Source organism: Pseudomonas fjordensis (genome assembly GCF_976987115.1).
The window spans coordinates 905,643-932,070 of the sequence record NZ_OZ336860.1; the positions used below are offsets into that span (position 1 = coordinate 905,643).

Sequence of the window (26,428 nt, forward strand, 5' to 3'; positions counted from 1 at the left end):
TGTGCGTTCATATTTTTTGCGCGCAGATGCCTCTACCAACGCGATGTTGGCATGCGCGATACGTGCTTGTAAGCAGTAGGGCGCTGCTGCTCCGCCGGCGCGCTTAACCCTGATCGGTTGTCATGGTGATAATTTGGTTGGTCTCGCTAACTCAGCACTCGAATACCCTGATGCCACGCTTGGCCTTCTGATTGCAGAAGACATGAGAGCAGCTAGGGTATTCATTTCTGCAGGCGGATGTTCCTGATCGCGCTGAGGTTCCTGTATTTCACCAAAGTAATTGGCTACGTGATTCAAAGCTTGCTTAAGCGTTGGATTCGTCGACAGTTCCATGGCTATGGCTATTTCTTCCAAGGCTTTGGAAGAGGGCAGCTTCACAGTCGGTCTATCTAGCCTTCTGACCGTCCCATGTGATCGTGATGACGCTCCGCTCGTGTCTTCGCGCCGGATACGTCTTAATGCCCCTTGCATCACGCTACGCTCATGCAGGACCGTGCGCATGTGGCTGTAGTCGACCTCGACATAGCTCATCGTCGTCGCGATGTTTGAATGATTCAGCAGGTTTTTCGTGAGATGAATATTTCGATCTGGTTCTTTCATCAGATCTGTGGCCAAGGTATGACGAAAACGATGGGGGGTGATTCGGGCTCCAAATTTTTGGGTCAGCTTACGGTACATTGCTTCGACCTGATCCGATGTCATTACTCGCCCACGGTAATGCATTGAAAAACGGTTTACGTTGAACAATTGATCATCTGGGGTGAAGCCAGCGCGCTTCGCTTTATCCAAAATTAGTTTTAGGTGGGGCGCGAGACCTTCCATGATGGGCACAGAGAACTCTCGATGTGTTTTTTCCGTTTCACCACGGATTAGAATCATCTGCTTATCAAGATCGACGTCTTTGTAGCGCAAATGCAATAAAGCATTCAGTCGTATGCCGGTGTAGTAGAAAACCTCGAATACAGCAAGCCAAAACCAAGCGGGTGTGACTTGGCTGCGCTCATTTGTGCAGCGCTCTTGTGCCTCTAGCGTGTCGAGCCAATTCCGAGATCTTTGAATTAAATTTGCATCGAGTATTTTGCTAGGGCGTTTTGGGGGAATTACACAGGTTTCTATGAATGGGTTGACCGTCGTATGTTTAAGCATTTCGTGCTTTATCGCATATTTCCATACAGTACGAAGGTGACTCGAATAAGTATTCCAACTGCGTTTTGCCTTACCATTTGCCAGAAACTCCTTTCGCCACGCGAGGATCGACCGATGATCAATCTGTTCGATTGGGGTGGTCCCAAAATGTGCGAGCATCGCTTTGGTTGAGGATAGATAAGTCTTTGCAGATGCAGGTCGAAGGTCACGCGCAAAGATGTATTCCTCCGTAAGTAGCAAGGCGGTGGTCATTGTTGGGACTCCATTGATTCTAATTTTAAAGAAAGGCTTGCGTTATCGAGAGGTACTTCTGAGAAAATCGTGAGGGGGTCCAATAGTAAGTAACCCTTCAGCTGTTTTGATTTGCGAGGGCCGATTACGTCGCAGTTCCAGATATTCAGGCTCTTCAGGGTTTTACGATGAAGTTTTTGCTTCTCGAAACTTCGTTGAACCAACTGCCAAGCGTTGACTTGCTGTGCTTTGGCTTGCTGTTCAATGTGGGGGAACTCAAGGACGTAGCGCTTGAATATTCCTGGCGTCACCAACATAGCGGTCCCGGCTACTGTATGGACCAGTGCTTTGGTGTCGTTAATAATGATTTTTCGAGAGGCGATCCCTTGTTTAAGCCATTCAACGAATCCCTGGCCGAGCTCGGTGTTGCTGGGCATTGAAATGACTTCTTTATCAGTTGGTGAAGGCACGCCTCCTGGGTTAGGAGAGTGAAGGGGCTCGCTATCATCCGGTTTCGCCGACACGCTCTGTATTGGTGACAAGGGGCTGTTTTGGGTTTCCTCTAGTGGCTCATTGACATTATTTAGTAGTGCCAATAGCGCGTCAAATTCAGCTGGATCATTCGAAGGGCGCTGTGGTGTATCAGCGGATGCCGTTGGTGACGGCGTTAATGGCGCTGGAGCAGCATTAGCTTCAGTCGCTTTAGGTGAGCTTTTCACTGGAGCAGCGCTGGGACTTTGCGCCTCAAGCTCATCCACTGCATTGCCAGCCTCAACCTCAAGGGTGCCTGCGTAAACGGTGGGCCGTTCGTTGGGATCACTCCAAATCAGTGAGGGTGAAAGCTTGAGCAGGGTGAAGGTATTTCGCCAGCCGCGACCGTTGTCGATTGTTGCTTTCCAGATGGCCTTATCCTGGGCATTGGTCTGGATAACACCCTGGTCCTGCAGCATGTTGAAGAAGGGCGCGTTCGAACTGGGTACGCCTTCAACGCCTTGGGTCAGCAAGTAAGCGCGTAGTTGATCGGCAATCGGTTTGCTGACGAGCCATAGAGCCTCTTGTGTCAGCCACCCATCTGAGGGGCCATCAGGCTGATTCAGCTTGAACGTGTCACGCACCAGGTAGCGCAAACCGTCCGCCAGTTGACGTTGCAAGGACTGTTTTGGCGCTGACAACGCACGAGCAGGGTTACCGCCGAGCTCCTGCGCGACCGAGGCTTGGTCGGCCTTGACCACAATCTCGCCCAATATGCCGGCGTGCTCATACTGGCCGGCCAGCACAAAGATCAGTTGCGACCAGGCTTCGGGGAACCCGCTGAGCCAGTCCAGGATTTCCGAGGAAAGGATCTGCGCGTAGATCAGTGCGGCAGCGGCCCCGTGCAATTGGTAGTTGCGTCCTTTCACATAGCGAAAGCGATAAGGGCGGTTGATTGGGCCATGCCATGGGTGCCAGGTTTTACCTCCCTCCAGTTCGATGTGCACGTCGACGGCAATCTTGCCGAGGTCGTGAATCAGAGCGCCATAAGCAGCTGCGGCCGTCCACGCTTCGGCCTGGGCCGATTGAGACTCCGGAGGTGCGCCGATGGGTAGGAGGTAGGTCTGTCGAATCTTCAGCGCATAGGCGACGATCTCTAAGCCGTGATCAAGCATCCCGCCTGGGTGTGCATGGTGGTGGTTCTGCGAGGCAGGGAGCTGCTGGACCAACTCTGCGTAGCGCTCCAGTGGGCGCCGATAGAGCTCCACAAACTGTGAGCGTGATAACGAAGCACGCTGCCAGATGTTCTCCAGCAATTTTTGACGCCGTGGGGTCGCCAGCAGATCCTGTCCCTGGGCAGGTTTCAGAAAACCGTTTGGTGAAGGGGCGGCAGCAGGCAAGGGTTTGCTGCGGCGGAAAAATGAGAACATCACCAGCTCCATCAATGAATCATGGACTGGCTTTTCCGCTATCTGGTGGGTTTACTTCAATGGGAAAAGGTCACCGGCTGCGTTAGGGTATTTCGAGAGGCGTTACGCCATCAGTGTGACGCTCCATGTGATTTCGCCTGCGCAGAACAGTTGCACGACGAGGTTCCGAACCCTTTTTTTATTGAGTGTCGCTCCATGAGTTGCAACGAACAGCAGGTGAGGGCGACGACCTTTTTGCGTAGCAAGCCCTTTCGGGTAGGGCTTTTACCCTTGTGAACCATTCCATTCGCTTTTAGAGACCATTTACCCTTTTGGGCCATTTGGCGGTGGGTGGGGGTAGGGCGTCCGCGAACTCATGACGGCGCACCCGTTTATCCATTGGCCTTGCGGCAGCGCGAAATCAGGATTATAAATAATGTCAAAGCGCCTCCAGTTTAAGGAGGGCTAGGAGAAGCATGATGACCGCATACACCTCACAGACCGTTGCAAGCCGCTTGGGCTATAGCCTTGGTCGTGTGGTGCGCTTCTTTCTGCATGATTCGAATCTAGTGCTTCGTTGGTTCAAACGGCTGACGTTGTTATCAGTAGTGCTTTTTTTCTCGGTACCACTGTTCAACTGGATAATTGGCCTGTTGACTGCAGTAGCTTTCATCGCGACTACCGCGCTGATCATGGCTAAGGTTGATAATCAAGAGACTGTTAATGTTCAAAGCAAGTCTCAGAGTCTCTGGGATCGGAATGGTCCAAACAGTTTGTGGCGTCGTGAAGACGAAAGCCAAAAGTGGTGAGGCATGAAGTGTTGTGCATTGTCTACATCCCTCACTTTGTAATTTTGCTTTCTGCTGTTTGACCAACTTTCTCTCCAGCACCTCGAACGGCTAGTGTTCCACTCGTAAGTCCCTCTAGCGCCTTACCTGCACTAATACCCGCCCATCCAAGTGCTCCTATCCAGAACAACGGTAGGATGATAAACATCGAACCCATCACGAAATTCAGGATTGCATCCTGAGTCGTAGCGTTCAATCCCATGACAGGGTCAAATGACAAATGGGGTGAGCCTGCTCCATACAGGGCGTCCAGGATAGTTGTATCTACCCACCGTGCCAGTTGAAACCAAAAGTCCACGAAGATCAGCGCAAAAAATACCACTGTCATGGTCATTGCTACTTTCAACTGATAAGCGCCGACGATCAGTACCAGCGGGATACAAATCACCATCGCCATCTTCAAGAACGCCATGACCATTGGTAGCGCCTGACGAACCATGTCCATGGCAGGGAAGTAGGCCATGGATCCCAGTGCAACTCCAAGAGTGCCGGCTGCCCGAGCTGCGCCATTCCACACCGTCCCGTTAATTTGCCCACCGTAGTCCGTATAAACATCTCCTTTCACCTGGTTCGACGGTGAGACCAGTTGCCGAACAAGCGAGTCGGTTACTTCGTCCTGGGACAACCACTTCGCCCAACCAAGCATTTTTGTCATGAGGTCAGGTGATACCTGATCTTTGATACGATCTCGTAAGCCTACTCCGCTATCGGACCACCATTGTTTACAGGTTGGATATCCTCCACCTCCGCTAACCTGAGGCAACCCCACATCACGCGAAGCACTGTATGGCCAGGAAGTTCTGGGAGTCTTGGAGTAGTCTGTGTCGTAGTAGCCCGAGGTGTTCAGCAAGAAGTGGGAGCCGATCCAACTAAGGTCCTGCAAGAACTGGGGGTCATTGGCTTTCGTGCCCACATCTGGTTGACGCATGAAAAGTCGGGCGCGTGAAGGTCCGTAACAGTCGTGGGTAAAGTCGCCGATCTCCTGGGCCAGCAACGGGTTATTGATCTTGGTGTTGTTTACGTCCATTCGCATCTGTCGCAGATCGGTCCCGCAAGGTATGGCTGCGACCGCACCACTGGTCAACCCTTTTGACAACGCATGCATAAACGCCCACCACATTGGCATCTGCGCACTCTTTCCAGCCAGAGAGCTAAATGTCGTGTTCCAGCCGGTGTCAGCTGGTTTGGGTAAGTTGTACTGGCATTGCTGGGCTCTACTTTGATCGAACGCCAAGGTATCGAAACTCACATTGACGGCAGGGACTGCGAAGAATGCGACGACGACGTAACCAACATAGATGTTGGTCTCGATCCGGGCCAGTGAAAGCACGCCTTTGTTACCCTCATCAGCCCCTTCACCACGGACCTTGAGCCATTCTCGAATCACGATTATGCAGAAGGGCAGGGCGAACAGACCGGTATCCGAAATCATGTCCCAGATGCCGTTGTTGATGATCCAGCCCACCAGGGTGAGGTAGTACTCCAGATAGTCATTGGTGTAGAGGGTCACTGGACACCTCCTGCTTGATACAGCACTTTGCTCATCTCAACCATGGCAAACAATAAAACCACCATGACCTCGATCTTCAGCAACCCTTTGCGCCTCGATTGCGTCAAACGAGCCTTGAGCTTGAGCCAGGCAACCGTCAACGCGATATAAAGCATCAGTCGCCAGGTGAAGAGCGGCCAGTAGTTTTCGACACGCCATGCTTGCCATTGCTCAGCACTGTCGAACACGCTCATCAATACGGCGCTGAGTAGCACTACGAGGGCGGTAGTAACAAGTAGAGTGCCTAGCACAAGTAGAATGCCCCACCCGACACGTCTAGTCAGTGAGCGGTTGGGGGCGGCGACAGGATCTTGAATATCAGTCATTGCCTACACCTCACTATTTGCTCTTGGCAGGTGATTGCAACTGATTCAGGCGATCCGTTTCTGGATCTCCTGGAAATACGCCGCGTGAGTCTTCGGCCCGAGCTTTGCCGCGTTCAATGATGGTCAGTGGTGAGTTCTTCGCGAGCTGCTGACGCATGTCCAGCTCCATCTTCAGGTTGCCAATTTCCTGTTGCAGCGACGAGCTCTGCTGACCGACTGCCTGCACGGCCAGGTCGTTAGCCGCGACGTTTGGTTCTCGGCTACCTGCCATCAAGGTACGTTGAAGGGTCAACGCTTTCTCCAGTACGTCGGACAGCGCGACTTCGGAGGCAAGTCTGCGAGCGAGTACGTCTTGATCTCGCTCATCCTTGAGAGCCGCCACAACACCACGGGTGATGGGCAGAGAGTTGCTACTTGCAGCCTCAAGGTTCTCGACCGATAGACTTTTTCTTCCAGTCAGCAGCTCCTGCAGTGCTTTAAGCTTAGTGTCGTATGTTTCCTGGATCAGCGGCGTGAGGCCTACACCTGCTGCTGTCACCGTTTTAGGGCAACTGTCACAGGTTTGTTGTTGCTGTTCTCCCAGCACGCGATTGGCGAATGTGGTCGCTTCTTGGGGCGATGACCAGACATTGCAGACCATGCCGTTGTTGCAGCTGTCTTTGCTGATCGTGCCGGTATCGCCGGCCGTGCGTTTGTTCAGCAGGTTGTAACCCGCTTTGGTGACGTCACCGACAATGCGGATTGGCTTCTGGCCGGAACCTCCTGCTCGATCACCCCCAACCCAGGTGACGCCATCGTTGCCACCTTTCTTTTCGACCTGCTCCACAGCCGACACTGCGTCCGTGTTGGACGTCAGCGCCTGGCTCATTGCTTGACCTTCAGCAAGCTTGCCCCAGCCCATTTGATTGCCGGCGATATCCGCCATTTTTTCGCCAATGGCCCTGCAGGTGCCTTTGGACCGGTCAAAGTCCAACCGAGCCTGCAAGATGCCATTCGTGATGAGGTTGTACAGCGCTGGGTTTGCGCGTTGGAGGATCAAGGCTGGCAGCGAGGCGACGGCGCTGGTGGCGTTCTGCACCACCGAGCTCATGATGTTCTGGAATCCAGAGGTGGCACCATTCAACTGGTTTTGCAGGGTGTTGCTCATGCTCATGTTTCCGCAGACCAGGTTGTTGTTCCAGCCACCGCCGACGGAAATACTGTCCATATTGCCGGCGCTCCCCATGGTCACGGCGTTCCCCCCGCCGATGTTGTAGAGCACGTCGTCACCAATGACGCTGCCAGAGGAGGAGACGTTGATTGGGTCAGCAGATTGCGCTACTGCGCTGCTAAAACAGCAGATGAGGCAGATCGCCAAGGGGGTGAGTTTCATGTAGTGCTCCAGTCGCTGAAGTTCATTGGAAGTCCGTACTGCCGAGGAAAGTCTGGCCACGACGTTGGCAGCACGAATACGGGCGCCAAAGCGCCCAGGCGTAGCCACCGTCCTGGGCATCGATGTTGGGTCCGATGGTGGGAAATGTTGCGCAGGTGGGATTGAGCACCGGGGTCAGTTCCTGCCATTTGCCGGTGGAGGCGTCACCTTCGCGCAGTGGTCCCGCTGGCCAGTAACCTGGATAGGGAAGGGCGAGCATCGGCAGGTAGACGTGAACTTGACCGAGGCGAGTGGTCACATCGCCTGCACGTTGTGCAATGACGGCACCGGTCTTGTAGTCATCGGTCTGGTTGAGAAAGCCGCTACGGGGGTAGACATTCCCCCAACTGCTTGCAGTGAGCAGGCTACCGACCTCACGCATCCCTGGGATAAGCGCCTCGGGGTATACAGCTTCAGGTACGCCGTACCGCCAGGCTATGGGGTCCAGGGTGCTAAGGAAGTAGGGGACTAGTGGTAACGTTGCGCCTTTGCAGACATAGCCAGAGGCGCTGGCGAACTGACTCAGTGCCGCACCACCAGGATGGCCGATCACATCGGCTTCCTTGAACTTGATCATGTTGTTTTCGGCGACGTGGTTGGTGGTGCCATCGTTACCTGCTTGAGCCATCGGGTTAGGTGTGCCGAGAGGCGACATCTCTATCCAGGGGTTCATCCCCGTATTTGAGTATGCAGACACCACGGCGTCCGGGACGTAGTGACGAACCTTGGTCGAAGTTTTGACCTTGCAGCCGAAGGGTGTGCAGAGCAGCCAATAGCAAATGCCGACGACTTTGTATTCCAGACAGGTCGGCGACAGCGTCGAAGCAATGATTGTGGCCGAAGTGATCGCAGCTGATGCGCTGAAGGACAAGCTGAAGGCGATGGCCAGTGACAGTGGGCGGATCGCTAAGCGTGAGCGTCTCATCGTGACAGGCTCCTAGCTCGATCAATCTGCGCTATGGCTTTTGCCACGTCCGCCTCCCCGTACACAACGTAGTGGCGGTCGACGACAACTGCGGGGATTTTTTCAACCCCCACACTCCAGGCATCTGTAATGCCCTGCTGTGCTTGAACCAGGTCGCTTTGAAGACGTTTGCCGGCTGGACTTGCTAAGTAACGTTGAATGGTTGCTTCAGCCTGGCGTTGATCGTTAGGAAGCTGTTGAGACAGCAGCTCTTCGAGGCGTTGCTGGTCGTCGAGACGAATGATGCGCACGCCAGTAGGTACGGACACAGGATGTGCGTGATCAGTGATGACCCACGTTTCCGCGTGTGCTGTGGCAGACAGTAACGTTAAGGCCATGGAAGCAAGCCAATGCTTCGTCGTGCGGGAAGGCTTATGGATAGGGGGCATCGCACCGTACCTAAAGTGAGTTCAGGTACAGGAAACCGGATGGCCGCGTTGAGTGCAGTAAGAAATAGGAGTTCGAGTGATATAGGTTTTCCGCAGGGCTCAATTCAGGTCGGAGGGCATTTGGTCGGCTCAAATTGACGAGACTTCTGCGGCGCAGTTAACTGTGTATCCATACAGTTATTTGTTCAGGCTAGGTTTATGAGCGTGACCCTTCTTGGTCCCATTGCCAGCGGTGGTGTATCACTTCCACTGTATTCCTCCCAGGTGTCTGCCGGTTTTCCATCGCCGGCAGCCGATCACCTTGAAAAATTGATCTCGCTCGATGAGCTGTTTGAGATCCGAGCCCCCCACATGTACCTGGCCAAGATCCAAGGCGACAGCATGCAAGGCGCCGGTATTTTCAGCGGTGACCTGGTGGTGGTTGATCGAAGCAAAACGGCGCGGCATGGCGATATCGTCATTGCGGCACTCAATGCAGAGTGCGTGTGCAAGCGTCTGCACAAGCTGGATGATCAGGTGGTGTTGATGGCCGAAAATCCCAAATTTCCGCCCAGGTACGTCATGGAGGGGGACGAACTGGTTATATGGGGTGTGGTGAATTACAGCGTTCGCAACCATGCACGTTAAAACTGCGCTCTACGCGGGCTTGCCCGTGTTCGGCCTGGTAGATTGCAATCATTTTTACGGCGCGGTTGAGCGTGTTTTCCGGCCAGACCTCGCCCACACCCCCATTGTTGTTCTCAGTAACAACGATCTGAGGGGTAGAAATCGTTAGTAAATCCTGTAGAGTCCGCGCCACCTTCTGAACCCCTTTGGAACAATAGTTTCCAGACTTCATAAGGCAATCCATTGGTGGTGGTTTAGGGCAGCGGCATGAGGCTGGTATTCGCAACAAAAGACCTAGCATTGGCAGGTCGATCCTTTGAAGGCTTTCCTTTGCTGATCGGGTCAGAGGGATGGCCAGTCGAGCCAGCCCAGTCCTTCCTTTGGCACACGCTCATCGAGTCAGGTGAGGCCCTAAGCGATTTGACTTGGGAAGCCTATGGGCGGCGTCTGTACGATTATTTCGCCTTCCTGGAGGCCAATGGTTTGGCCTGGAACGAGGAAAGCCCGGCCCATGGTCTGAGCATCCTGTCGAGGTACAGGGATTGGTCTAGCGGAGAATTAGCGCTTGATCCCAAAACGGTGAACAGTCGCTTGGCCCTGATTGTGAAGTTCTACCGATGGGCCAAGCAGCGCAACCTGATAACCGTGCTGCCCTTCGGGGAGAAAAGGGTCAGGGTGGCTCCACATTCCGGTCTTCTCAGTCATGTTGCTCAACCCGGAGCCGAGAGCACGAAGGCTTCGGTGATGGTGCGTGACCGAAAGCGCCTGACCAAATTCTTGACCAAGGATCAAGTCAAGGTATGCGTTGCCTTGGATACTGATCCAAGCCACCAGATATTATTTCACCTCATGGTGCGTACAGGGCTTCGCTCCTGTGAGGCCAGGTCTTTTCCTCTCAAATATGTGTTCAACCCTAGGTTAAAAAATGGACTGCGCCCAAGGCAAATGGTCAGCGTTGCTCTTGATCCTTCAGACATGCATATCAAGTACGACAAGCCCAGGACTATCGATGTGCCATGGTCGCTGATGGAGAGCATGTGGTCTTATTCCCTTCACCAGCGAGAGGTTCGTAAGTCCAATGGTGATGGAGGTGTAACTGCGCTACTCCTAACTAATGAAGGCAGGCATTATTCAAAGGATTCCGTAGTGGACGTTATGAAGTCCTATGAGCGAAAGTGCGGCTTCTATGTTCGGGCTCATATGCTACGCCACACTTACGGGACTTATACCTTGCTTGCCCTTAGAAAAAGCAAAGAATTTGAAGGTGAGCCGCTGTTGTATGTCAGAGACAGGTTGGGGCATTCAGATGTTCAAACAACGATGATCTACTTGCACCTCATCAACCAGCTGGAGGCTCAATCCGTTCTTGCGCATGAGGACGAAATTGACATGATGTTCACGGCTGACTCCACTAAGCGCACCTGAGGTAGTTACGTTGGCCCGGCAAAAGAACTATAAGGCGGCCCTGCAATCCGTCACGAAAGGATTCGAGGCTGTCGAAGATAGCATCAAAATTGATTTGCCGAGAAACCCGAGAAATCATAGGCAGCTCGACCACTCTCAATACCTAGGTTCGGGCTTCGACGCCTGGGCAATTCAAAGCATTTACGTTATCAGGGCGTTGCTGCAAGGAGGAAACTTCTCCGTAGCCACTTTGATTGGTTACTCTGTGAACGGGTTGAGGTTCTTTCTGAGTTTCTTAGGTGGAGGCTCGGTCGAGTCGCCACCCACAACGCCGAACGGCCTGACCAAACGTCATTTGGAACGTTATATCTCTTGGCTAAAGCTAAAGTACCCCAATGGCTCGACGGCTAAGAACTACTACACCAGCTTTAAGTCATTGGTCATTGTTCTAGCTGATTATGGATTTGTAGAAACCGATACTGACGATCTCTTGCCGCCAAATCCATTCCCCAACAATGCGCGGAATACGAAAGACGCAGATCCGCTCACCATGGGGGAAATGCAAAGGCTACTCGGGGCATTAAAGTCCGACCTTGTTGCTATCCATAAGGGCACGTTCCTTGGCAATGGAGCAGAGGCCATGGCAGTGATGCTACTAATCACGGCGGCAAGATCAGGTATTAATACCACGCCACTTTTAGAAATGACGAGAGATGCCCTAAAGCCTCACCCGTTTGTGCCAAATCTCAGATTGATAACTACTATCAAGCGGCGGGGCAAAGGTGCGCAGAGTAAAACAATACGTCAAACTAATCTGCTAGACGATTACAGCGCCATTCCGCTCGATGGGGTTGCAGTCTTGAATAAGGCCCTTGAAATCAGCAAGCCACTTGTGGCGCTGGCATCCGAGGAGATTTGTTCATATGTATGGTTGTATCGCTCAGGGCAACGGGGTGGGGCGAACAATATTGTTACCCTTACGCCCGGCGCTTTATACGTGACTACCAAAAATATTTGTGAGCGTCATGCACTTCAAGACGATCTAGGTAATCGACTGCATGTCACGCTTAGTCGGCTGCGGAAGACTATGGAAAGCCGTTTGTGGAAGCTGAGCGGTGGAGACATTTTAGAAGTGTCCTCTGTCATGGGCCATACGCCAGGCGTTGCGGATAATCACTACTTAAAAATTAATGATGAAATTAAGACCGAAGGCGCAACTTTTGTCGGGGAGGCTTTTCCAGACAAGCTACGGGGCATCCACGTCACACCTACCCCGCCAGGCGGCTGCAAAGATAGCCTTTATGGTAGTCGGGCGCCCAAGGATGGCGTAAATCACTGTTCGGAGTTTATTCACTGCCTCGGTTGTCCCAGCTATGCGATTGTAGGCACACAGGAGGACTTATACCGGCTGTTCAGTTACCAACAGTTCCTTTACGCCGAAGTCGAATATTTTCTCACTGATGAGTGGGAGGCATGGCGTAGGCGGCAGTTTGACTATATTAAACTTATCAATGAGTTCACTTCACGAAAATTTGATGCCGCTTTGGTTAAGCGAGCAAAGGCAAAGGCTGAATCATCTCCGCACTTGTTCTGGGCTAAAAAGATCGAGTTCATGAAGAAAAGAAGGGGCGGCGGGATTTGAACATAAGAAGCACGAATGCGTTGTTGAAGGCATATGATGTCCTCATTGCGCAACCGGTGACAGCCAATGGTCTGAGTCCCGCAGAACGAAATGCTATTGTGATCAGTGCCATCGTTAATGACCGTGGGGAAACTCTGGTGCTTAGCAGGTTTGGCGATGCGCAGTGGGATCTTCGTCCGTTTTTTGATCAGGCCAATGTTGCCCATTCCTATAAATTTATCAATTGGGATATGAGCATGCCTCGGGCGCTCATTGATGACTGCAAAGCTGTTGCTTACGCATGGTTTAAGCGAGGTCTACCTAGCTCCAAGCCTCCTATCGCACGGGGTATCACTACTTTCGCTGTTGCAAGTGTGATGCCCTTTATTCGTTGGTTGAACAATCTGGGAGTTTCAAGGTTTGCGGATGTTCGTCCGATCCATATCAGTAATTATGTTTATCATTGCAAGAATGAATTAAAGTTAAGGCCGCTCCCGCTCTATGGACGGTTACGGGTTATTGATTTCCTTTGGGTATTTGCTGCTGATACGATTTTTCCCCTTCAGAGTGATCCTTGGGGTAACTCTAAATTATGGCGAATTTGCGGAGTTAGCAAAGTAAAAGGATCGGCTTCTGCTAATAAAAACGTTGGGCGGACGGATATTATTCCTTCTGGTGAACAATCTAAAATTTTCAACTATTGCGAAAGTATCGTTCGGGAGATGAAAGCTGAGTTAGCGGTCAGTGGTATAGGATATCATCCTAGTGATGAGCGAATGTCGATTCGATGCAGAGATGCTGTGCTGTATATAGTTTCAATCACTAGCGGCATGCGTAATGACGAGGCCATTGGGATTGAGGTTGGCGCTTGGCGTAGAGAGATCAAAAATGGAGTTAAATTTTGCTGGGTATCCACAATAGAACATAAGACGGGCAAGGGGCGCGTAGAGTATCTCGTCCCAGAATTGACTCTAGATGCACTGGAGCTTTTGGCCAAATACTCGGTTCCTATCAGGAAAGAACTGGAACTAGAGATTAGAAATCTTGCAAGAACTATCGATCCCAGTAATCCCACCGAGCACCTTCTGAGGCTGGAAAAGGCTCGCAGGGACTCGAAGAAACTATTTTTGGGGCGACACGCCCAGGGCGGTAAACTTCAGGATAAACATGTTGAGGCGCTTAGCGGGCAAGCATCCAATGCTGCGTTTGACCGTATAGCTAAAGCCGCTGGAAGTGATTGGCCATTGAGGACGCACCAATGCAGGCGAACCTATGCAAGGTGTTTTGTTGAGTCCCGTATGGGTCGCACTTCGTTAATCTACCTAAAGTGGCAGTTCAAACACAGTAGCATGAGCATGACTCAACTCTATGCATCCAATCCGCAGCAAGACCTGACGCTTTTTGATGAGATCTTTCAGCAGATGACAGAATTTAAAATCGATCTGATCGAATCATGGCTCGGTGACCAGCCCTTGGCTGGGGGCGCAGGCGAAAAGATTGTGGAATTGCGGGCGATCCCAATCAAGGATAGAGCAGCTCTACTTGCCCAGACCGCTCCACATGCCAACATTCGTGCGACTGGACACGGATGGTGCATTGCCACGGAGCGGGGCTGCGGAGGTGCTGGTCTATATGAGGCCACACGGTGCCCAGGGTGCAAAAATTCAGTCATCGATGAATTCTTCGCTGGCACCTGGCAGGACATTTATATCCAGCAGCAAGAGTTGATTAAGATCGAAGACGCGGGCCCTGCCGTTACGCAGCGAGCAGCGCGCGATTTGCAAGTCGCACTCGACGTCATCACCAGTTTGGGGCTCTCTCCCATAAACGATGAGACGGACGAGGCTGTAAATGGTGAATAAGTCTACTCAGGATCAGACACCAGCCCGTTCAAGGTCGAAGACCCTCGCCGCGCTAGATAAGGTCATTGATGGCCTCGTCGCAGGCAACGAAAAGCTCTCCATTGCTTCGGTTGCCCGAGCAGCAGGTGTTACGCCGGGTCTCATTCATAATACCTACCCAGCGGTGGCGGAAAAAATTCGCACTCTCATGGGCAAGTCGGTGCGCGCCCAGCGAGACTCGAAGCACCAAGCACTGATGAGTGAGAAGGAGAAAAACAGGGCGCTTCGTGCGGAAAACGACCAGCTTTTGGCGGAGCTTGCCCGAATCGCTTCTGTAAACCAGCGCCTCCTTTTCGAAATGGCTGAGTTAAAAGCGGTCTCCAGCGGAAAGGTTGTGGCTCTGACTCAGAAGCCCAGCAGATAAACGGCCTTTCTGCCTGTTCAGAAATACCGTGGTCAATCCAATCGAGGCTATTTGGCTATTGCGGCACCTGCGAGAACACTGCTACGGCTAAGAACTATGATGCCGCCAAACGCAGCCAGGATCGAACCGATCAAGACCCCAACTTTGACTTCATCAATCAAGTGAGCTGATCCGGCAAACGCCAGGTTGCCAATGAATAGGCTCATGGTGAAGCCAATGCCACACAACAGCGCCACGCCGTAAAGCTGAGTCCAGGTGCTTCCTTCTGGTAACTTGGCCAAGCCCAGACGAATGGCTAAGGCCGCCAATAGGAAAATGCCTATCTGTTTGCCCACCAACAAGCCGAGCGCAACACCCAGCGGAACTGGATCGACCAGGTTTTCCATGGAAATACCTGCCAGTGAAACCCCAGCATTTGCGAAGCCAAAAATCGGCACCACAGCGAACGCTACCCACATGTGCAGCTTTTCTTCTAGGAACAGCAGTGGAGACCGGGCTTCCTCTTCAGGCTTGCCCATTGGGACGCACAGCGCTACAGCGACACCAGCAAGGGTGGCATGCACCCCAGATTGCAGCACGAAGAACCACAGCACACCACCGACAAGCAAATATGGGAGCAATCGTCTGACGCCCAATCGATTCATTGCGATCAGAATGACCAGAGTTGCGAGCGATGCCAGCAACATCGGCATGGAAAGACCAGTGGTGTAGAAAAAAGCGATGATGACCACAGCCCCCAGGTCGTCAATGATCGCCAAGGCAGCGAGAAAAACCTTCAGCGAAGTCGGGACTCGCTTACCCAGCAGCGACAAGACGCCCAGGGCGAATGCGATGTCGGTAGCGGCTGGGATGGCCCAGCCCTTCAAGGTCTCAGTATTACCCCAGTTTATTGCGATGTAGATCAGCGCAGGCACAACCATGCCGCCTATAGCACCAAATCCCGGCAAGGCACGCTGGCCCCAGGTGGAAAGCCCACCTGCCAGCACTTCTCGTTTGATCTCCAGGCCGACCATTAGAAAGAAGATGGCCATCAGGCCATCGTTGACCCAATGCTCGACAGACATGCCCAACCAGACACTGTGCAAGGCTGCGAAGTAACCTTGGGATAGAGGCGAATTAGCGACAATCAGCGCAGCCAAAGCTGCCCCCATCAACACAAGACCTCCAGCGGATTCCGATGACAGGAAGCGAGCCAAGATTGCAGCCGCTCTAGGGGTTTCTGCGGAAGTTCTATTGTGGGTCATCAGTTTCCTTGCGCTTTGATCTAAAGCGATTATTTTAACATCCGAGGTTTATCAATATGGCTGAGCAAATAGCCTGTAACAGTTATTGTCCTAGGCTAAGATAAGACTCAACCTATCCCCTAGGGCTCTGGAACGCGTGGTACAGAGTTATGCTCCGAGCAGAACATTGACTTGCAGGCTAGTCAGGGCTTTTTAGCTATGACCAACAAACCTGCCACGATCAAGCCCGCACCGGCGATCATGCGCAACGTGATGATCTCTCGAAGCACCAGGCCGGCGAGCAGCATGGCAACGACCACGCTACCTTTATCGATCAGTGCCACCGTGGCGACATCCCCGACTTTCAGTGCCTTGTAGTAGAAGATCCATGACAAGGCAGTGGTGACGCCAGACAGTCCTAGCCAATACAGATTTCGGCTTGTGATGTTGGCCACTTCCTGTGTCGGAACAGCCCAGGCGGCGAATACGAGTACAAAGGCACACACGAACAGGGTTCGAACTGTTAGACCAAGCTCAGCTGAAATGCCTGCGAGTCCCATCTTGGCGATCACAGAAGTAAACCCGGCAAAAAACATTGAGATGAAGGCATAAGCCACCCATTTTTCCATGCGCGTGTTTCCATCGATATTTAATGTTCCGGGCGACTGAGAGGCCAATTACAAATCACGCGCCCCTCAGTTCGACTCCCGGCTGAATTCCAACTGGCGGAAGAGCTATTTGGGGATATATGCAGCTACCGATTTGCGAATCTCTTCCCGCGCCTCATCTGAGCTCCCCCAGCGGCCCATCTTCACCCACTTGCCTGGCTCCAATGTTTTATAGTTTTCGAAGAAGTGCTGGATCTGCGCGAGGAGTAACGCAGGGAGGTCTGAGCACTCCTTGACGTCGCTGTACATAGAGCTGAGTTTTTCATGAGGCACTGCGATCACCTTGGCATCCGCTCCGGCTTCGTCAGTCATGTACATCACACCAACCGGGCGACTGCGGATTACAACACCAGGTGAGACGGGATATGGGCAAATCACCAGAACGTCGAGAGGATCGCCATCGTCGCTCAGCGTGTTCGGGATAAACCCGTAGTTGGCCGGATAGAACATCGGTGTGCTGAGGAAGCGGTCAACAAAAATTTGTCCGCTCGGCTTGTCCACCTCGTACTTAATCGGCGAGTGGTTTGCAGGAATCTCGATAACGGTGAAGAAGTCATCGGGGATTGCGTTACCAGCTGGAATGTCCGCGTAGCTCATGCTCATATCTCCAAGCGTCTATGAAAGGCTAAGGCCGCTGACTTTTTTGCCAACGGATACACGTGATTCGATTTTTACGCTGACCAAACCAACAGATTTCCCGGCTGCAGGACGAATGACTTCCTGATCGCATCCAAGTCAGTCCATGGTCGCGGAGATTTCGAGCTGTCCTCATCACAGTCAAAGTGGTGTGCGAACGGTTGGCGCCGCACTCCAAGGTGACGTCGACTTCAACGGTAGGGTTGCCGCGTGAATCGAGAATTTCACGTGCATAAATGGCCTGAATTTGCGTTTTCATAGATCTTCTCCAAGTAACGATTCGGGAACGTCATTAACCATGTGAAACCGTTGAGAGGCCTCTATGTCGGACGTCAGCTCTCCATGAGTATCCTGAACAGCTGCACTGCCGACACCGCAATTGCGGGAACCAAGAAGCCTCCAATAATTAGTTCAGGAATCTCTCCCACCAAGGGTATGAACTGCCCTCCCTTTGCCATCTGGAAAAGCTCCATCATTTGGTTTGAAGCAACCATTACAGAGCAGCAATACGCCGTTTGGGCTTGTAGCCTGGCGCGCCTTTGATTTAGCAGATAAAAGGTCAGCAAGGACACTCCAACGCTTACGATGAAAAGCGCGGCGAACTCATAGACAGATCCTGTGAAAAACCTGCCCATCACAAGCCCGAATACGATGCTCAGCGTCACTGCGCTCATGTGGTCTCCCAATTCTCTAAAATGATTTTGATGAGCCGACGTCGGTGAGCTCCATTTCGCGATCTCATCTTTGGATTGCCAACCGCCATCGCGCTCAATGTTGCTGTGCTCTCAGCTCGTAGCCCGGTACGCAGGTCTGGGCTACGTCGGCCTTGCAGGACTTCTCACTGGGCATACGCATCGTGACCAATGCGCCTTCGAGCGAGGTGACGATGTACCACCCCTCGCTCGAGACCTTTTGACTGCCTGCGATGCCGGCCAGAAAAAGTGACCAGAAAACCAGTCCTACGAGAAGCGTCTTGTTGTCACGAGCCCAGTTAGCAGGGGCTGGCTGTGGACGTAGGTTATAAACTCGGTACATGGCGTTATCCTTTTTATTGGTTGTCCAACAAGGTGCGTTTTTTAGTTTTTCGCCTGGCCCACTCGACCGTATTCGATGGGCAATTTGATATAGCTCAGTGAAAACGACTCCTTGGCCAATGCCTCCAGCAACCTGTCGCACCCAATTTCATCAGTGGATATAGTCACCGTGACGGGATGATCGGCACCGCTGAGGGAATGCGCCGTATGCAAATGCCCCAAATGATCTAGCCCCTCCGTACCGCTCACCAACGTCGCACCCAACGCGCCCTCTCGCTTGGCGAACTCGACCAACCACTCTCCCAGTGGAAGGTGCTGGTAGTTGGTACTCTGTTCGGTGAAAAACGTCAGCTGAAAGCCGTTCATAGCTACATCCTCTAATGTGGCGAGTGACCGACGCTTCGGTCGGCCTTACTTCTTCATTTCCGAGCTGTTTTCAAACTGAATTACGACGCGTTAGTGAGCGGTAACTCACATAAGAGAAGAACTGCTCGCACCTTGCGTAACTCGTCAGCGTGGTCGCGCAGGAATGCGCGCAGCTTGTCCTCTGTATCTAGCAATTCCAGACACTGGGGATGACGCATATCGCCAAGCTCCGGGTGATGATGGGAGATGCGATGGCCTGGCAAATAACCTGCAGAAATCGTCTTGAGCATGACCTGCTCAATTTTTGCTTTTTGAGCAACTTTAAGGAGGTGCTGGGCTAGTGCAGGTGCGCTTAGGTGGTGCCAGAAGCTGGTCACGCGAGCCCGGCTAGCGCCAGGAAAATAGAGTTGCAAAGCTGTCAGGCGATCTTGGTGATGTTCAATCATTTCTCTTCCCCCACAAGAGTCACTTTCCGCTCGCTGGCGGATTCACTTTGAGCATGAAATTGCTTGATATCAGAGAGCCGGATTTCCTCCGGAAGAGGACGGTGATGCTTGCTGTGGCCGACGCGCTGGGCGTGATAGATCCCGGTGTGTCCGGATACGAGGTAACTTGCGATACAGGCAATGGCTGCAAGCGGAGCAATTTCGGGCCCGAAGAGCTCCATGGCCATAACGATGGTTGCCAGTGGCGTATTAGCTGCACCGGCAAAGACGGCGACAAAGCCGATACCAGCCAGCATGCCGAAGGGAAGGTGCAAGAGGGGAGCCAGCGCATTCCCCAAGGTGGCACCGATGTAAAACAGCGGTGTCACTTCACCGCCTTTGAATCCAGTGCCCAAGGAGACAACGGTGAACACCATCTTTCCAAGCCAATCCCAAGGGGCCATTGGCATTTGAAAGGATTGGACGATGCTCGGAATGCCTAGCCCGATGTACTTATCAACGTCGATGTAATGGTTACTACCGAGCGCCCACACTGCGACTGCGATCAGCAGGCCGCCGGCAAAGGGTCTTAATGGTGAATAGGTGATAAGCCGCTTAACGAAGGCTCCGAGCTTGTGGGTCGCTGTCGCGAATAGCAGGCCGGTAAGGCCAAAGACAATCCCAGCTACCACCACAGCCATGACACTCCACAGCTGCACCGGAACCACTTCGCCAATGACGTAATGCGTGTGAACCACGCCCCAGGCTTGCCCCACCTGGTCAGCAACGATTGCCGCAACCACGCAAGGGAAAAGCGCGTCGTAACGCATACGTCCAATGGCCAATACTTCAAGTCCGAATAAAGCCCCGGCAAGAGGGGTGCCGAAGACGGACGCAAAGCCAGCACTAATACCGGCCATGAGAATCACCCGACGGTCTTCGCGGCGCAGACGGAAGACATGCGTCAGTTGATCGGCAAGGGCACCGCCCATTTGCACCGCCGTCCCCTCACGTCCCACAGATGCACCAAAAAGGTGGGAAACCACGGTTCCGATCAGCACCATCGGTACCATGCGCAAAGGCACGATCTTCTTAGGATCATGGATCTCATCGATGATCAGGTTGTTTCCGGCATCAACGGGTTTGCCTATCAAGTGATATGCAAGTCCCACAGCAAAGCCGGCCACTGGCAGGAGCCAGATCACCCAGGGATGGGTTTCTCGCCACTGGGTGGCATGATCCAAAGAAAGGAGGAATAACGCAGAAGCAGAGCCTGCCAAAAGAGCTACAAGACCAGCAAGCGCAAGCCATTTCGCTATATAGGGCAGTAAGTCGAGTTGTTCAGGTCGTCGAAATTTAGACATTTGGCCAGCCACAAAAAAGTAAGTGGGCCTGACCAAAAAGGGAATCTGAGCGCGAACGCCTACAGACCTGATTGATCAGGTTTCTGTAGGCATCATCAGCTGCTACGGGCGCAGCGGTTGGTTAATGGAGGAATGCCATCTCCAATCCGTCGATCTTAGCTAGCTCCGCTCAAAATGTAAAATCATGTTACGGAAACAACAAGCACAGGAAGATCTCTTGAAGCCTAGCTTGGTAAAAGGATGCCGGACTAGGTGGTTTTTTTGCCGACGAAGCCCATTTCAATTGGAGTCTTTATGTAAAACACCGAGATTTCCTCAAGCTCCAATCGTACGAACAACCGTTCAGATTCGTCCTCGGTGATAGCCATGCGAATCTCGGTAGGCTGATCCGCCAGTTCAAAAAAATGGGAGGAGTGCAGCCGACCGGTATGCCCAAAACCCTCGATACCCGTAGATAGGGTCGCACCACGTAGTCCCATTTCTTTCGCCAAATCAACGATCCAGTCGCCGAGCATCTTGCCCTGATAACGACGGTTCTGTTGGGTAAAGAAAATCACCAGGAAACCTTTCATTTTCATCTCCTCAGCGCGTACCGATAATTTGATAGGACAGAAGCCCGGCAGCCGTCATCGTCAGCGAGCCCACGACGTGTAATGAAATTGAGCCGAACGCCCAGAGCAATCTGCCTTCCTGGATCAGGGCAACTGTTTCTGCCGAAAACGTAGAAAAGGTGGTGAGCCCTCCACAGAAACCCGTGATGATCAGCAGGCGCCACTCAGGGCTCAGAGTCGGGGATGCGGCCAAAAACGCGATTGCTAAGCCGATGATGTAGCCCCCGATCATGTTTGCAATCACAGTGCCTGGGGGAATCGTGGGGAACAATGCGTTTAGCTTCATACCCAATAGCCAGCGCAACCAGGCACCGAGTGACGCGCCAACGGCGATAACCAAAAGTGATTTCAGCATGGTGGGCTCACCTCGTCAGACCTAGGCCAAATAGGTAACAGGTAAGCACAAAAAAAGAGAGGCGACTGGGGTCGTAGGATCATAATCCTGTCCTAGCTCAGGGACAGGGAGCGGATACACCTACGCACCCTGTCCAGGGTTCACGTAGGCATCATCAGCACTAGGCGGTTAAAGGAGGAATGCCATCTCCTGAAATCATCGTATATCAGCCCCCTCAGAAGTATCAAGGCATACCAAACTTGAATTCAAGGAATACATCGGGGATATCGCGGCGGTGGCGGCTCTCGACAAGGTGGTGCTCAGACTCCGTCGTGTATGTGCGCGGTCGACATCATTGGCATGAACCAAGCGACCTCCATGCTGGTGGATCGGTTCGGCGTCCATGACAAACCTGACGTCATCGATACTCTGATGCGTGATATCGAGGCCTGACTTCGACGAATAACTCTCGATGTGCGCCTCCAGGACGGACGCCACGAGCGTCAAACTATCTATGCCGAATTGCCTTCGTCTGTGTGAATCAAAAGGCTTATTTGATCCCGCTGAATCGCCAAAACCATAAAAAATGTTAGTGGTGTATTTTCAATATAAATCAATATGTTATCTTCCGCTAACTGTTAGTGTCATTCAGATCAAACGACGGCTGCGTGATCGCCCGTACTTACGACGCCAAACCTTACGTCAAAATGGGCGCGCCCTATTTCCAGATCAAGGACACGTTGCGCCGGCACGGAATTGTGGCTTTCAGCAGCAATTACGCGCTGTACGGTCAAATGTCCGAAAGGGTGATGACCCTCATAGAATCAATGGTTTGCGACAGCGAAGTGTATTCCATCGATAAGAATAAGTTGCATACTGTGGACGCCCAAAGTTAGATAGGGTTCCCATGGACATTGGCGCTTTTTCTTACAGAGATATCCCTTGGCTACCGTTGAGCACATCCACTTCAGTCCGCATGACCTTTCTGTCAAAGACCGCCTGATTACCTACTCGTCGAATAGCTCCCGGGTAGTAATCGAAGGGCTACCACAAATTTTCTGGGTAAACGGCTTGCCCTGGAGAGAGGCGAACCTCTGGGCTATGGAGCGTGTCACCAATGGGGAAGCAATCCTAAAGACCGTTTCCAGCAACGTTAATGGACTGCTGAACTACGCGAAGTTTTTGGAGAGCCGCAGACTTGAGTGGTTTGAGTTCCCGTCTCGAAAAGCTGATCGGTGTCTCGTTCAGTACCGTGGGGCGCTTATTAAGGCGCGAGATGCTGGTCATATCAGCCCAGCAACGGCCTCCGAGTACATGCGCAACTGCATCAGTTTCTATAGGTGGGTCAGGAAGCGTGGGCTTCTATCTCCGCTGTTGCCACTATGGAAAGACAAGCGCTTTTTCATCAAATACTTTGACCAGGTTGGTTTTGAACGAACCTTCGCTGGCACTACTACCGATCTGGGGATTCCCAACCGGAAACGCATCGGGATCACTTTGGAAGGCGGGTTGCTTCCTGTCACCTCATCTGACCGCGACGTCATTCTCGATTTTGCAAAACGTAATGCCTCGCCTGAGCTGTACCTGATGCTAGCTCTAGGCTTTTTCACGGGTATGCGACTGGGAACAATCTGTGACCTTCGTATCGGCGCGTTGGAACGTGCGATACCTGATCCGTCCGCTAAAGGCCTGCTTAGGATATTTGTGGGGCCAGGTGCGTCCCCGCCCGTGCATACCAAATTTGGAGTAACTGGCCAGGTATGGATTCCCGAAGCTTTGTGTTCAGAAGTTTTGGAATATTCCAAGGGGCTCCGCAGGTTAAGTCGCGAGGCATCTGCTGCCGATGAGAATCGAGACCTAGTTTTCTTGACTCGTTTCGGTAATACCTTCGGACGGCGCAGCAGCGATCAGTCTTCGGCCATAAACGTTGAGATGTCATCGCTTAGAAAAGCAGGCATCACAGCTGGCGTTAAGGTACTCAGGACATTTCGCTTCCATCAGTCCCGGTGCACCTTTGGAACTGAGCTAGCCAAGCTGGCTTTAGCAAATTGCGATGATGTGGCGATAGTGATTGCGACTGTTAGCAATGCATTGCTTCACGGTCGAAATTCGGAGGCTACTACCTTCAAATACATCAAGTTTGTGCAAGCCACACCCGCTAAGCAGGCCATTGCGAACAGCTTCATGGCTGCGTTTACAGGGATTTCTTCCAGGCACGGAGCGAGCAATGAATAATCGGACGTCTTCAGACCTAACGTTTCCAATGCTTGAGTACGCGAAGAACGAGACGCCTTGGGATCTGACCCCATTTTTATACAGCGGTGGTGCAAAGGCAAAAGTGAAGACTGTACGCAATGAAATCACATCAGGTGTTTTAGGGGATCCTTTGCTGGAACGGGTAGAGCTTGTAAAGGAGCTCCACGAGTGTTTGGCCGACGACCTTGTAGGCGGGGGGAGCCGCTTTTCGGCGAATAACAAGATCGGTTCGTTGCGGCAGTTTTTTCGGTGGGCGGATCAATCCGGACGCCAGTTGAGCATTGACAAGGTTGCGCAAGCTTACCTGGGGTGGGCAGAGCATCTTTTACACCGTCACCGTGTGGAAGGATATTTAACTGCCGGATCGTTATACGACACTGCAAGTTTGACAGCGACGATGCTTGATCGAGTGCTAGGCCGAAGCTCGACACTTTTGTACAGCACACGAATTCGCAAACCCAGAGGCAACGGACGGGTTAGAAATGGGAGCGCTGATAAGCAAAGTGTGGAAGAGAGCTTTTCTTTCGGGCAGTTAATTGCCGACCTCTGTACGTCACTCACTTATGAGGCTGTGGCGGGACCACTCCCCATCCAAGTGGCATTGAGATCGGGTACAACGCTACCTATCTGGTGCGGCCTTCGCGATACAGAGAAAGAAGCGTCACGACGGGTTCGACCTCAAACCAAATTCCAGATTGCGGCCATCCTTCGACACCGAGAATTCCGGGACTCTGACGTTTCAATCGAGACTCGATACCCGGCAGTAAATCTGAGAATCGAAGCCGAGATGCTTATGTTCATCGCGCAAACCGGCATGAATTTGTCGCAGGCGCATCAACTTCGGATCGACCAATACCACTATACGAGTCACCTTGATGGTTACCAAGTCAGGTCTTACAAAAAGCGTCGTCAGGGCGAAGTGCTATTTGAAGTTTTCTCAAGCTACAAGGAGTGGTTTGAACGCTACATTGAGTGGCGAAACACGTGGTTTCCGGACGACCTAGAGGGGCTTCTTTTTCCTCTCGTCCGTCTTGGGGGACGTCTCGTTGTAGAAGCTCCTCAGTTCACAGCTCTAGTGCGCCTCTGTACCGATTCCAATATTCGATTCGTTCGACCACGTAAGCTACGGGGTGCTCGTATTAACTGGTTGTTACGTGAATCGCAACGCCCTGAACTGGTCGCGGAAATCGCACAGCACACAGCTGAAACGTTGATCCGTGTGTACGCTGAGCCCAATCCGCAAATTGCGATGATTGAAATTACTCGATTTCACCGGCAATCAGATCCCGTCATTTGCTCACCTGCTCCAGGTGCTTGTGCGACGTCCTTGCCAGAATCGGTCGTAGATGCTCCGACGAATGCACCTGATCCCGATTGTATCAACGCTGCTGGTTGCCTCTTCTGCGTCAATCATCGGGATATTGAAAGCGAAGATCACGTCTGGTCGCTAAGTAGTTTGCGCGTGCTCAAGAGCTTGGAGCTAACTAGATATCGTCCAGCTTCCACGGATAGATCTGAGGAGGCTGACCATCCTGCAATGCTTGCGATTGAGCGTCTGAGTGCGAAGCTGCGGTTCTTTCAAGAAAGTAGCGAGGTGCGTCGGCTTTGGGTTGAGGAGGCACTGGCTCGCATAGCTGAGGAGAGTTATCACCCAGCTTGGGACGGATTTATTCGGCTGGCGGAAGTTACAGCGGGACCTTCCTTATGAATATCCTCACGACGTTAGGGCTTTCTATTGAGTCGCCTCTCGCCGTTCCCGGAGCGCCAAATTACCGTCCTGAGAGCTGGCCTCCGCCACCTGATTGGCCTGTCGTAATTGATGCACAGGGCAAAGTAGTAAGCCGTTGGGGCGACCCAGTTTGGAGGCTTGACCCATGGGCCAAGAAGGCGTTAACGCTAAATTTCGGGGATGGCCCCGCCACAAAAGTCGCGGCGCCCATTAGCTCGGCGAACGCTGATCTGCTTCGTATCATCACAGGCTGGTGGCTATACGGGCCGTACGGCGCTCGCGGCTATCGATCTCTAAAGACGCGGTTCGATCAGATGCGGCGGTTGTTTGTTTTGTGTGAAGAGGCAGGAATACTGGCCAGCGAATTGAGCCGCTTTCCACGCGTATGCGAGGAAATCCCTGCCTTTCTTCATGCCTCAAGAAAGACTGAGTTTCTGTCGTTAATGCATGAGCTATACGCGTCTCGCAGCGCCGTAGGGTTTACTTTGCTGGATTCGGGCTCGCTAACCCGTCTGGCTGCGCTGTTTCCACCCCACCAAACAGCTCAAACACCGTACATTCCTCCACGTATTTGGCACTACCAAGTCACCAGGCTGCGAGAGTGTCTTGATGACTTCCTATCCCATCAACAACAAGTTGAAGCTTGTTACCGGTTCAGCATTGAGGCTTACGAACATAATCATAGAGTTTCAAAAAGAGTGGCGTGCGCAAACGCACAACCTTTTTGCGGCCATAAGATGCATTTATCAGGCGCTAAAACGGGGCTTCGTTTTCTCGGAGCGTTTGCAGATACCGCGAAACGCTTCGGCATTTTTGAGCTACTTGAACGTTGGGTGGGGCGCAGTGGTGAATTGCAAGTAAGAACGCTGACTAGCTATCTGAAACTGGTCAATAGCGCAGGTTTAGCTTACATCCTTAACTTCAGCCTCATGCGAGTCGAGGAAGCTTGGAATCTTCGAGCGGGATGCCTTGAGGTCGAGCACGACAAGAATTTCGGCGACATTTTTTTGTTACGTGGACAGACGACGAAAACGCAGGCCGATAGCGACGCCCTGTGGGTCACATCCCCATCTGTAAAGGTCGCAGTGAGGGCGATGGAGGTCATTGTTAATGGCCAATTAAACTGACCCACCTCTGGCCAA

General features: G+C 52.4%; 27 protein-coding genes, 3 pseudogenes and 2 riboswitches. Of the genes and pseudogenes, 12 read left to right on the top strand and 18 right to left on the bottom strand.

What is annotated here, in order from left to right; genetic code table 11:
- Window positions 1–120 precede the first annotated feature (120 nt).
- Both ACWHXD_RS03955 and mobH read right to left on the bottom strand, forming a co-directional pair.
- A complete protein-coding gene (locus ACWHXD_RS03955; protein WP_019821271.1) occupies window positions 121–1,398 on the bottom strand; it encodes a site-specific integrase in 1,278 nt (425 codons plus the stop codon).
- On the bottom strand, window positions 1,395–3,278 hold the full coding sequence (gene mobH, locus ACWHXD_RS03960) for a MobH family relaxase (RefSeq protein WP_087716012.1): 1,884 nt from the start codon (window positions 3,276–3,278) through the stop codon (window positions 1,395–1,397). Before mobH ends, ACWHXD_RS03955 begins: the two co-directional genes overlap by 4 nt.
- A 458-nt stretch (window positions 3,279–3,736) precedes the next feature.
- On the opposite strand from mobH, the gene ACWHXD_RS03965 reads away from it, so the two are divergent.
- Window positions 3,737–4,066, top strand: a complete 330-nt coding sequence (locus ACWHXD_RS03965) for a hypothetical protein (RefSeq protein WP_020303100.1) — start codon at window positions 3,737–3,739, stop codon at window positions 4,064–4,066.
- Between the two features lie 31 nt (window positions 4,067–4,097).
- Here the strand turns inward: ACWHXD_RS03965 and ACWHXD_RS03970 are convergent, their stop codons facing one another.
- From ACWHXD_RS03970 to ACWHXD_RS03990, 5 genes are read right to left on the bottom strand one after another with little or no spacing between them, the layout of a single operon-like run.
- A complete protein-coding gene (locus ACWHXD_RS03970) occupies window positions 4,098–5,615 on the bottom strand; it encodes a conjugal transfer protein TraG N-terminal domain-containing protein (protein WP_020303099.1) in 1,518 nt (505 codons plus the stop codon).
- Window positions 5,612–5,980: a hypothetical protein gene (locus ACWHXD_RS03975; protein WP_020303098.1), complete on the bottom strand. Its 369-nt coding sequence runs from the start codon at window positions 5,978–5,980 to the stop codon at window positions 5,612–5,614. The genes ACWHXD_RS03970 and ACWHXD_RS03975 overlap by 4 nt, the downstream gene beginning before the upstream one ends.
- A gap of 13 nt (window positions 5,981–5,993) precedes the next feature.
- The gene (locus ACWHXD_RS03980; RefSeq protein ID WP_019821327.1) at window positions 5,994–7,352 is read right to left on the bottom strand and encodes an integrating conjugative element protein; all 1,359 of its coding nucleotides are present in this window, start codon (window positions 7,350–7,352) and stop codon (window positions 5,994–5,996) included.
- Between the two features lie 22 nt (window positions 7,353–7,374).
- Window positions 7,375–8,316, bottom strand: a complete 942-nt coding sequence (locus tag ACWHXD_RS03985; RefSeq protein ID WP_032905014.1) for a TIGR03756 family integrating conjugative element protein — start codon at window positions 8,314–8,316, stop codon at window positions 7,375–7,377.
- Window positions 8,313–8,744 (bottom strand): TIGR03757 family integrating conjugative element protein, encoded by a 432-nt coding sequence (locus ACWHXD_RS03990; RefSeq protein WP_020303095.1) that lies wholly within the window; start codon window positions 8,742–8,744, stop codon window positions 8,313–8,315. The genes ACWHXD_RS03985 and ACWHXD_RS03990 overlap by 4 nt, the downstream gene beginning before the upstream one ends.
- Window positions 8,745–8,942: 198 nt before the next feature.
- Between ACWHXD_RS03990 and ACWHXD_RS03995 the strand changes: the two genes are divergently transcribed.
- The 6 genes and pseudogenes from ACWHXD_RS03995 (at window position 8,943) to ACWHXD_RS04020 (ending at window position 14,640) form a co-directional block, all read left to right on the top strand.
- Window positions 8,943–9,371, top strand: a complete 429-nt coding sequence (locus tag ACWHXD_RS03995) for a LexA family protein (protein ID WP_020303094.1) — start codon at window positions 8,943–8,945, stop codon at window positions 9,369–9,371.
- Window positions 9,361–9,498 (top strand): annotated as a pseudogene (locus tag ACWHXD_RS04000) (DNA polymerase V subunit UmuC); the annotation flags it as partial. The gene ACWHXD_RS03995 and the pseudogene ACWHXD_RS04000, both read left to right, overlap by 11 nt.
- Window positions 9,499–9,617: 119 nt before the next feature.
- Complete coding sequence (locus tag ACWHXD_RS04005) at window positions 9,618–10,775, top strand: tyrosine-type recombinase/integrase (RefSeq protein ID WP_087715965.1); 1,158 nt, start codon at window positions 9,618–9,620, stop codon at window positions 10,773–10,775.
- A 10-nt stretch (window positions 10,776–10,785) separates the two neighbouring features.
- Window positions 10,786–12,396, top strand: coding sequence for a site-specific integrase (locus tag ACWHXD_RS04010; RefSeq protein WP_087715966.1), 1,611 nt, complete (start codon window positions 10,786–10,788; stop codon window positions 12,394–12,396).
- A gap of 98 nt (window positions 12,397–12,494) precedes the next feature.
- On the top strand, window positions 12,495–14,237 hold the full coding sequence (locus ACWHXD_RS04015) for a tyrosine-type recombinase/integrase (protein WP_240678625.1): 1,743 nt from the start codon (window positions 12,495–12,497) through the stop codon (window positions 14,235–14,237).
- Window positions 14,227–14,640 (top strand): TetR family transcriptional regulator, encoded by a 414-nt coding sequence (locus ACWHXD_RS04020; protein ID WP_153330866.1) that lies wholly within the window; start codon window positions 14,227–14,229, stop codon window positions 14,638–14,640. The genes ACWHXD_RS04015 and ACWHXD_RS04020 overlap by 11 nt, the downstream gene beginning before the upstream one ends.
- Window positions 14,641–14,687: 47 nt before the next feature.
- On the opposite strand, the gene nhaA is transcribed toward ACWHXD_RS04020, so the two are convergent.
- From nhaA to crcB, 11 genes are all read right to left on the bottom strand, one after another.
- A complete protein-coding gene (gene nhaA, locus ACWHXD_RS04025) occupies window positions 14,688–15,884 on the bottom strand; it encodes a Na+/H+ antiporter NhaA (protein ID WP_087715968.1) in 1,197 nt (398 codons plus the stop codon).
- A gap of 182 nt (window positions 15,885–16,066) precedes the next feature.
- Entirely contained in the window at window positions 16,067–16,492 is a 426-nt protein-coding gene (locus ACWHXD_RS04030) for an EamA family transporter (RefSeq protein ID WP_047338300.1), read from the bottom strand.
- A 105-nt stretch (window positions 16,493–16,597) separates the two neighbouring features.
- The gene (gene ppa / locus ACWHXD_RS04035; protein WP_047338301.1) at window positions 16,598–17,128 is read right to left on the bottom strand and encodes an inorganic diphosphatase; all 531 of its coding nucleotides are present in this window, start codon (window positions 17,126–17,128) and stop codon (window positions 16,598–16,600) included.
- 28 nt (window positions 17,129–17,156) lie between these two features.
- Entirely contained in the window at window positions 17,157–17,426 is a 270-nt protein-coding gene (locus ACWHXD_RS04040; protein WP_499083557.1) for a hypothetical protein, read from the bottom strand.
- Between the two features lie 73 nt (window positions 17,427–17,499).
- A complete protein-coding gene (locus tag ACWHXD_RS04045; protein ID WP_173857494.1) occupies window positions 17,500–17,841 on the bottom strand; it encodes a hypothetical protein in 342 nt (113 codons plus the stop codon).
- A 94-nt stretch (window positions 17,842–17,935) separates the two neighbouring features.
- Window positions 17,936–18,202, bottom strand: a complete 267-nt coding sequence (locus tag ACWHXD_RS04050) for a hypothetical protein (protein WP_047338309.1) — start codon at window positions 18,200–18,202, stop codon at window positions 17,936–17,938.
- Between the two features lie 41 nt (window positions 18,203–18,243).
- The gene (locus ACWHXD_RS04055) at window positions 18,244–18,567 is read right to left on the bottom strand and encodes a DUF190 domain-containing protein (protein ID WP_047338308.1); all 324 of its coding nucleotides are present in this window, start codon (window positions 18,565–18,567) and stop codon (window positions 18,244–18,246) included.
- A gap of 80 nt (window positions 18,568–18,647) precedes the next feature.
- Window positions 18,648–19,013 (bottom strand): hypothetical protein, encoded by a 366-nt coding sequence (locus ACWHXD_RS04060; protein WP_080967020.1) that lies wholly within the window; start codon window positions 19,011–19,013, stop codon window positions 18,648–18,650.
- The gene (locus ACWHXD_RS04065; protein WP_047338307.1) at window positions 19,010–20,356 is read right to left on the bottom strand and encodes a voltage-gated chloride channel family protein; all 1,347 of its coding nucleotides are present in this window, start codon (window positions 20,354–20,356) and stop codon (window positions 19,010–19,012) included. Before ACWHXD_RS04065 ends, ACWHXD_RS04060 begins: the two co-directional genes overlap by 4 nt.
- A 79-nt stretch (window positions 20,357–20,435) precedes the next feature.
- Window positions 20,436–20,508, bottom strand: a riboswitch (Fluoride riboswitch).
- 96 nt (window positions 20,509–20,604) lie between these two features.
- Window positions 20,605–20,928: a DUF190 domain-containing protein gene (locus tag ACWHXD_RS04070; protein WP_047338306.1), complete on the bottom strand. Its 324-nt coding sequence runs from the start codon at window positions 20,926–20,928 to the stop codon at window positions 20,605–20,607.
- Window positions 20,929–20,938: 10 nt separating this feature from the next.
- Complete coding sequence (crcB, locus tag ACWHXD_RS04075; protein ID WP_047338305.1) at window positions 20,939–21,322, bottom strand: fluoride efflux transporter CrcB; 384 nt, start codon at window positions 21,320–21,322, stop codon at window positions 20,939–20,941.
- A gap of 138 nt (window positions 21,323–21,460) precedes the next feature.
- A riboswitch (Fluoride riboswitch) is annotated at window positions 21,461–21,521 on the bottom strand.
- A gap of 63 nt (window positions 21,522–21,584) precedes the next feature.
- Here crcB and ACWHXD_RS04080 point away from each other — a divergent pair.
- The 5 genes and pseudogenes from ACWHXD_RS04080 to ACWHXD_RS04100 all read left to right on the top strand — a co-directional run.
- Window positions 21,585–21,754: pseudogene (locus ACWHXD_RS04080) on the top strand (sodium-independent anion transporter); the annotation flags it as partial.
- A 197-nt stretch (window positions 21,755–21,951) separates the two neighbouring features.
- Window positions 21,952–22,164, top strand: a pseudogene (locus ACWHXD_RS04085) (Y-family DNA polymerase); the annotation flags it as partial.
- 79 nt (window positions 22,165–22,243) lie between these two features.
- On the top strand, window positions 22,244–23,536 hold the full coding sequence (locus ACWHXD_RS04090) for a site-specific integrase (RefSeq protein ID WP_032873808.1): 1,293 nt from the start codon (window positions 22,244–22,246) through the stop codon (window positions 23,534–23,536).
- Window positions 23,529–25,265 carry a hypothetical protein gene (locus ACWHXD_RS04095; protein ID WP_019819593.1) on the top strand — a complete coding sequence of 579 codons (1,737 nt, stop codon included), beginning with the start codon at window positions 23,529–23,531 and terminating at the stop codon, window positions 25,263–25,265. Before ACWHXD_RS04090 ends, ACWHXD_RS04095 begins: the two co-directional genes overlap by 8 nt.
- Window positions 25,262–26,413 carry a hypothetical protein gene (locus tag ACWHXD_RS04100; protein ID WP_499083560.1) on the top strand — a complete coding sequence of 384 codons (1,152 nt, stop codon included), beginning with the start codon at window positions 25,262–25,264 and terminating at the stop codon, window positions 26,411–26,413. Before ACWHXD_RS04095 ends, ACWHXD_RS04100 begins: the two co-directional genes overlap by 4 nt.
- The last annotated feature ends 15 nt before the right edge of the window (window positions 26,414–26,428 follow it).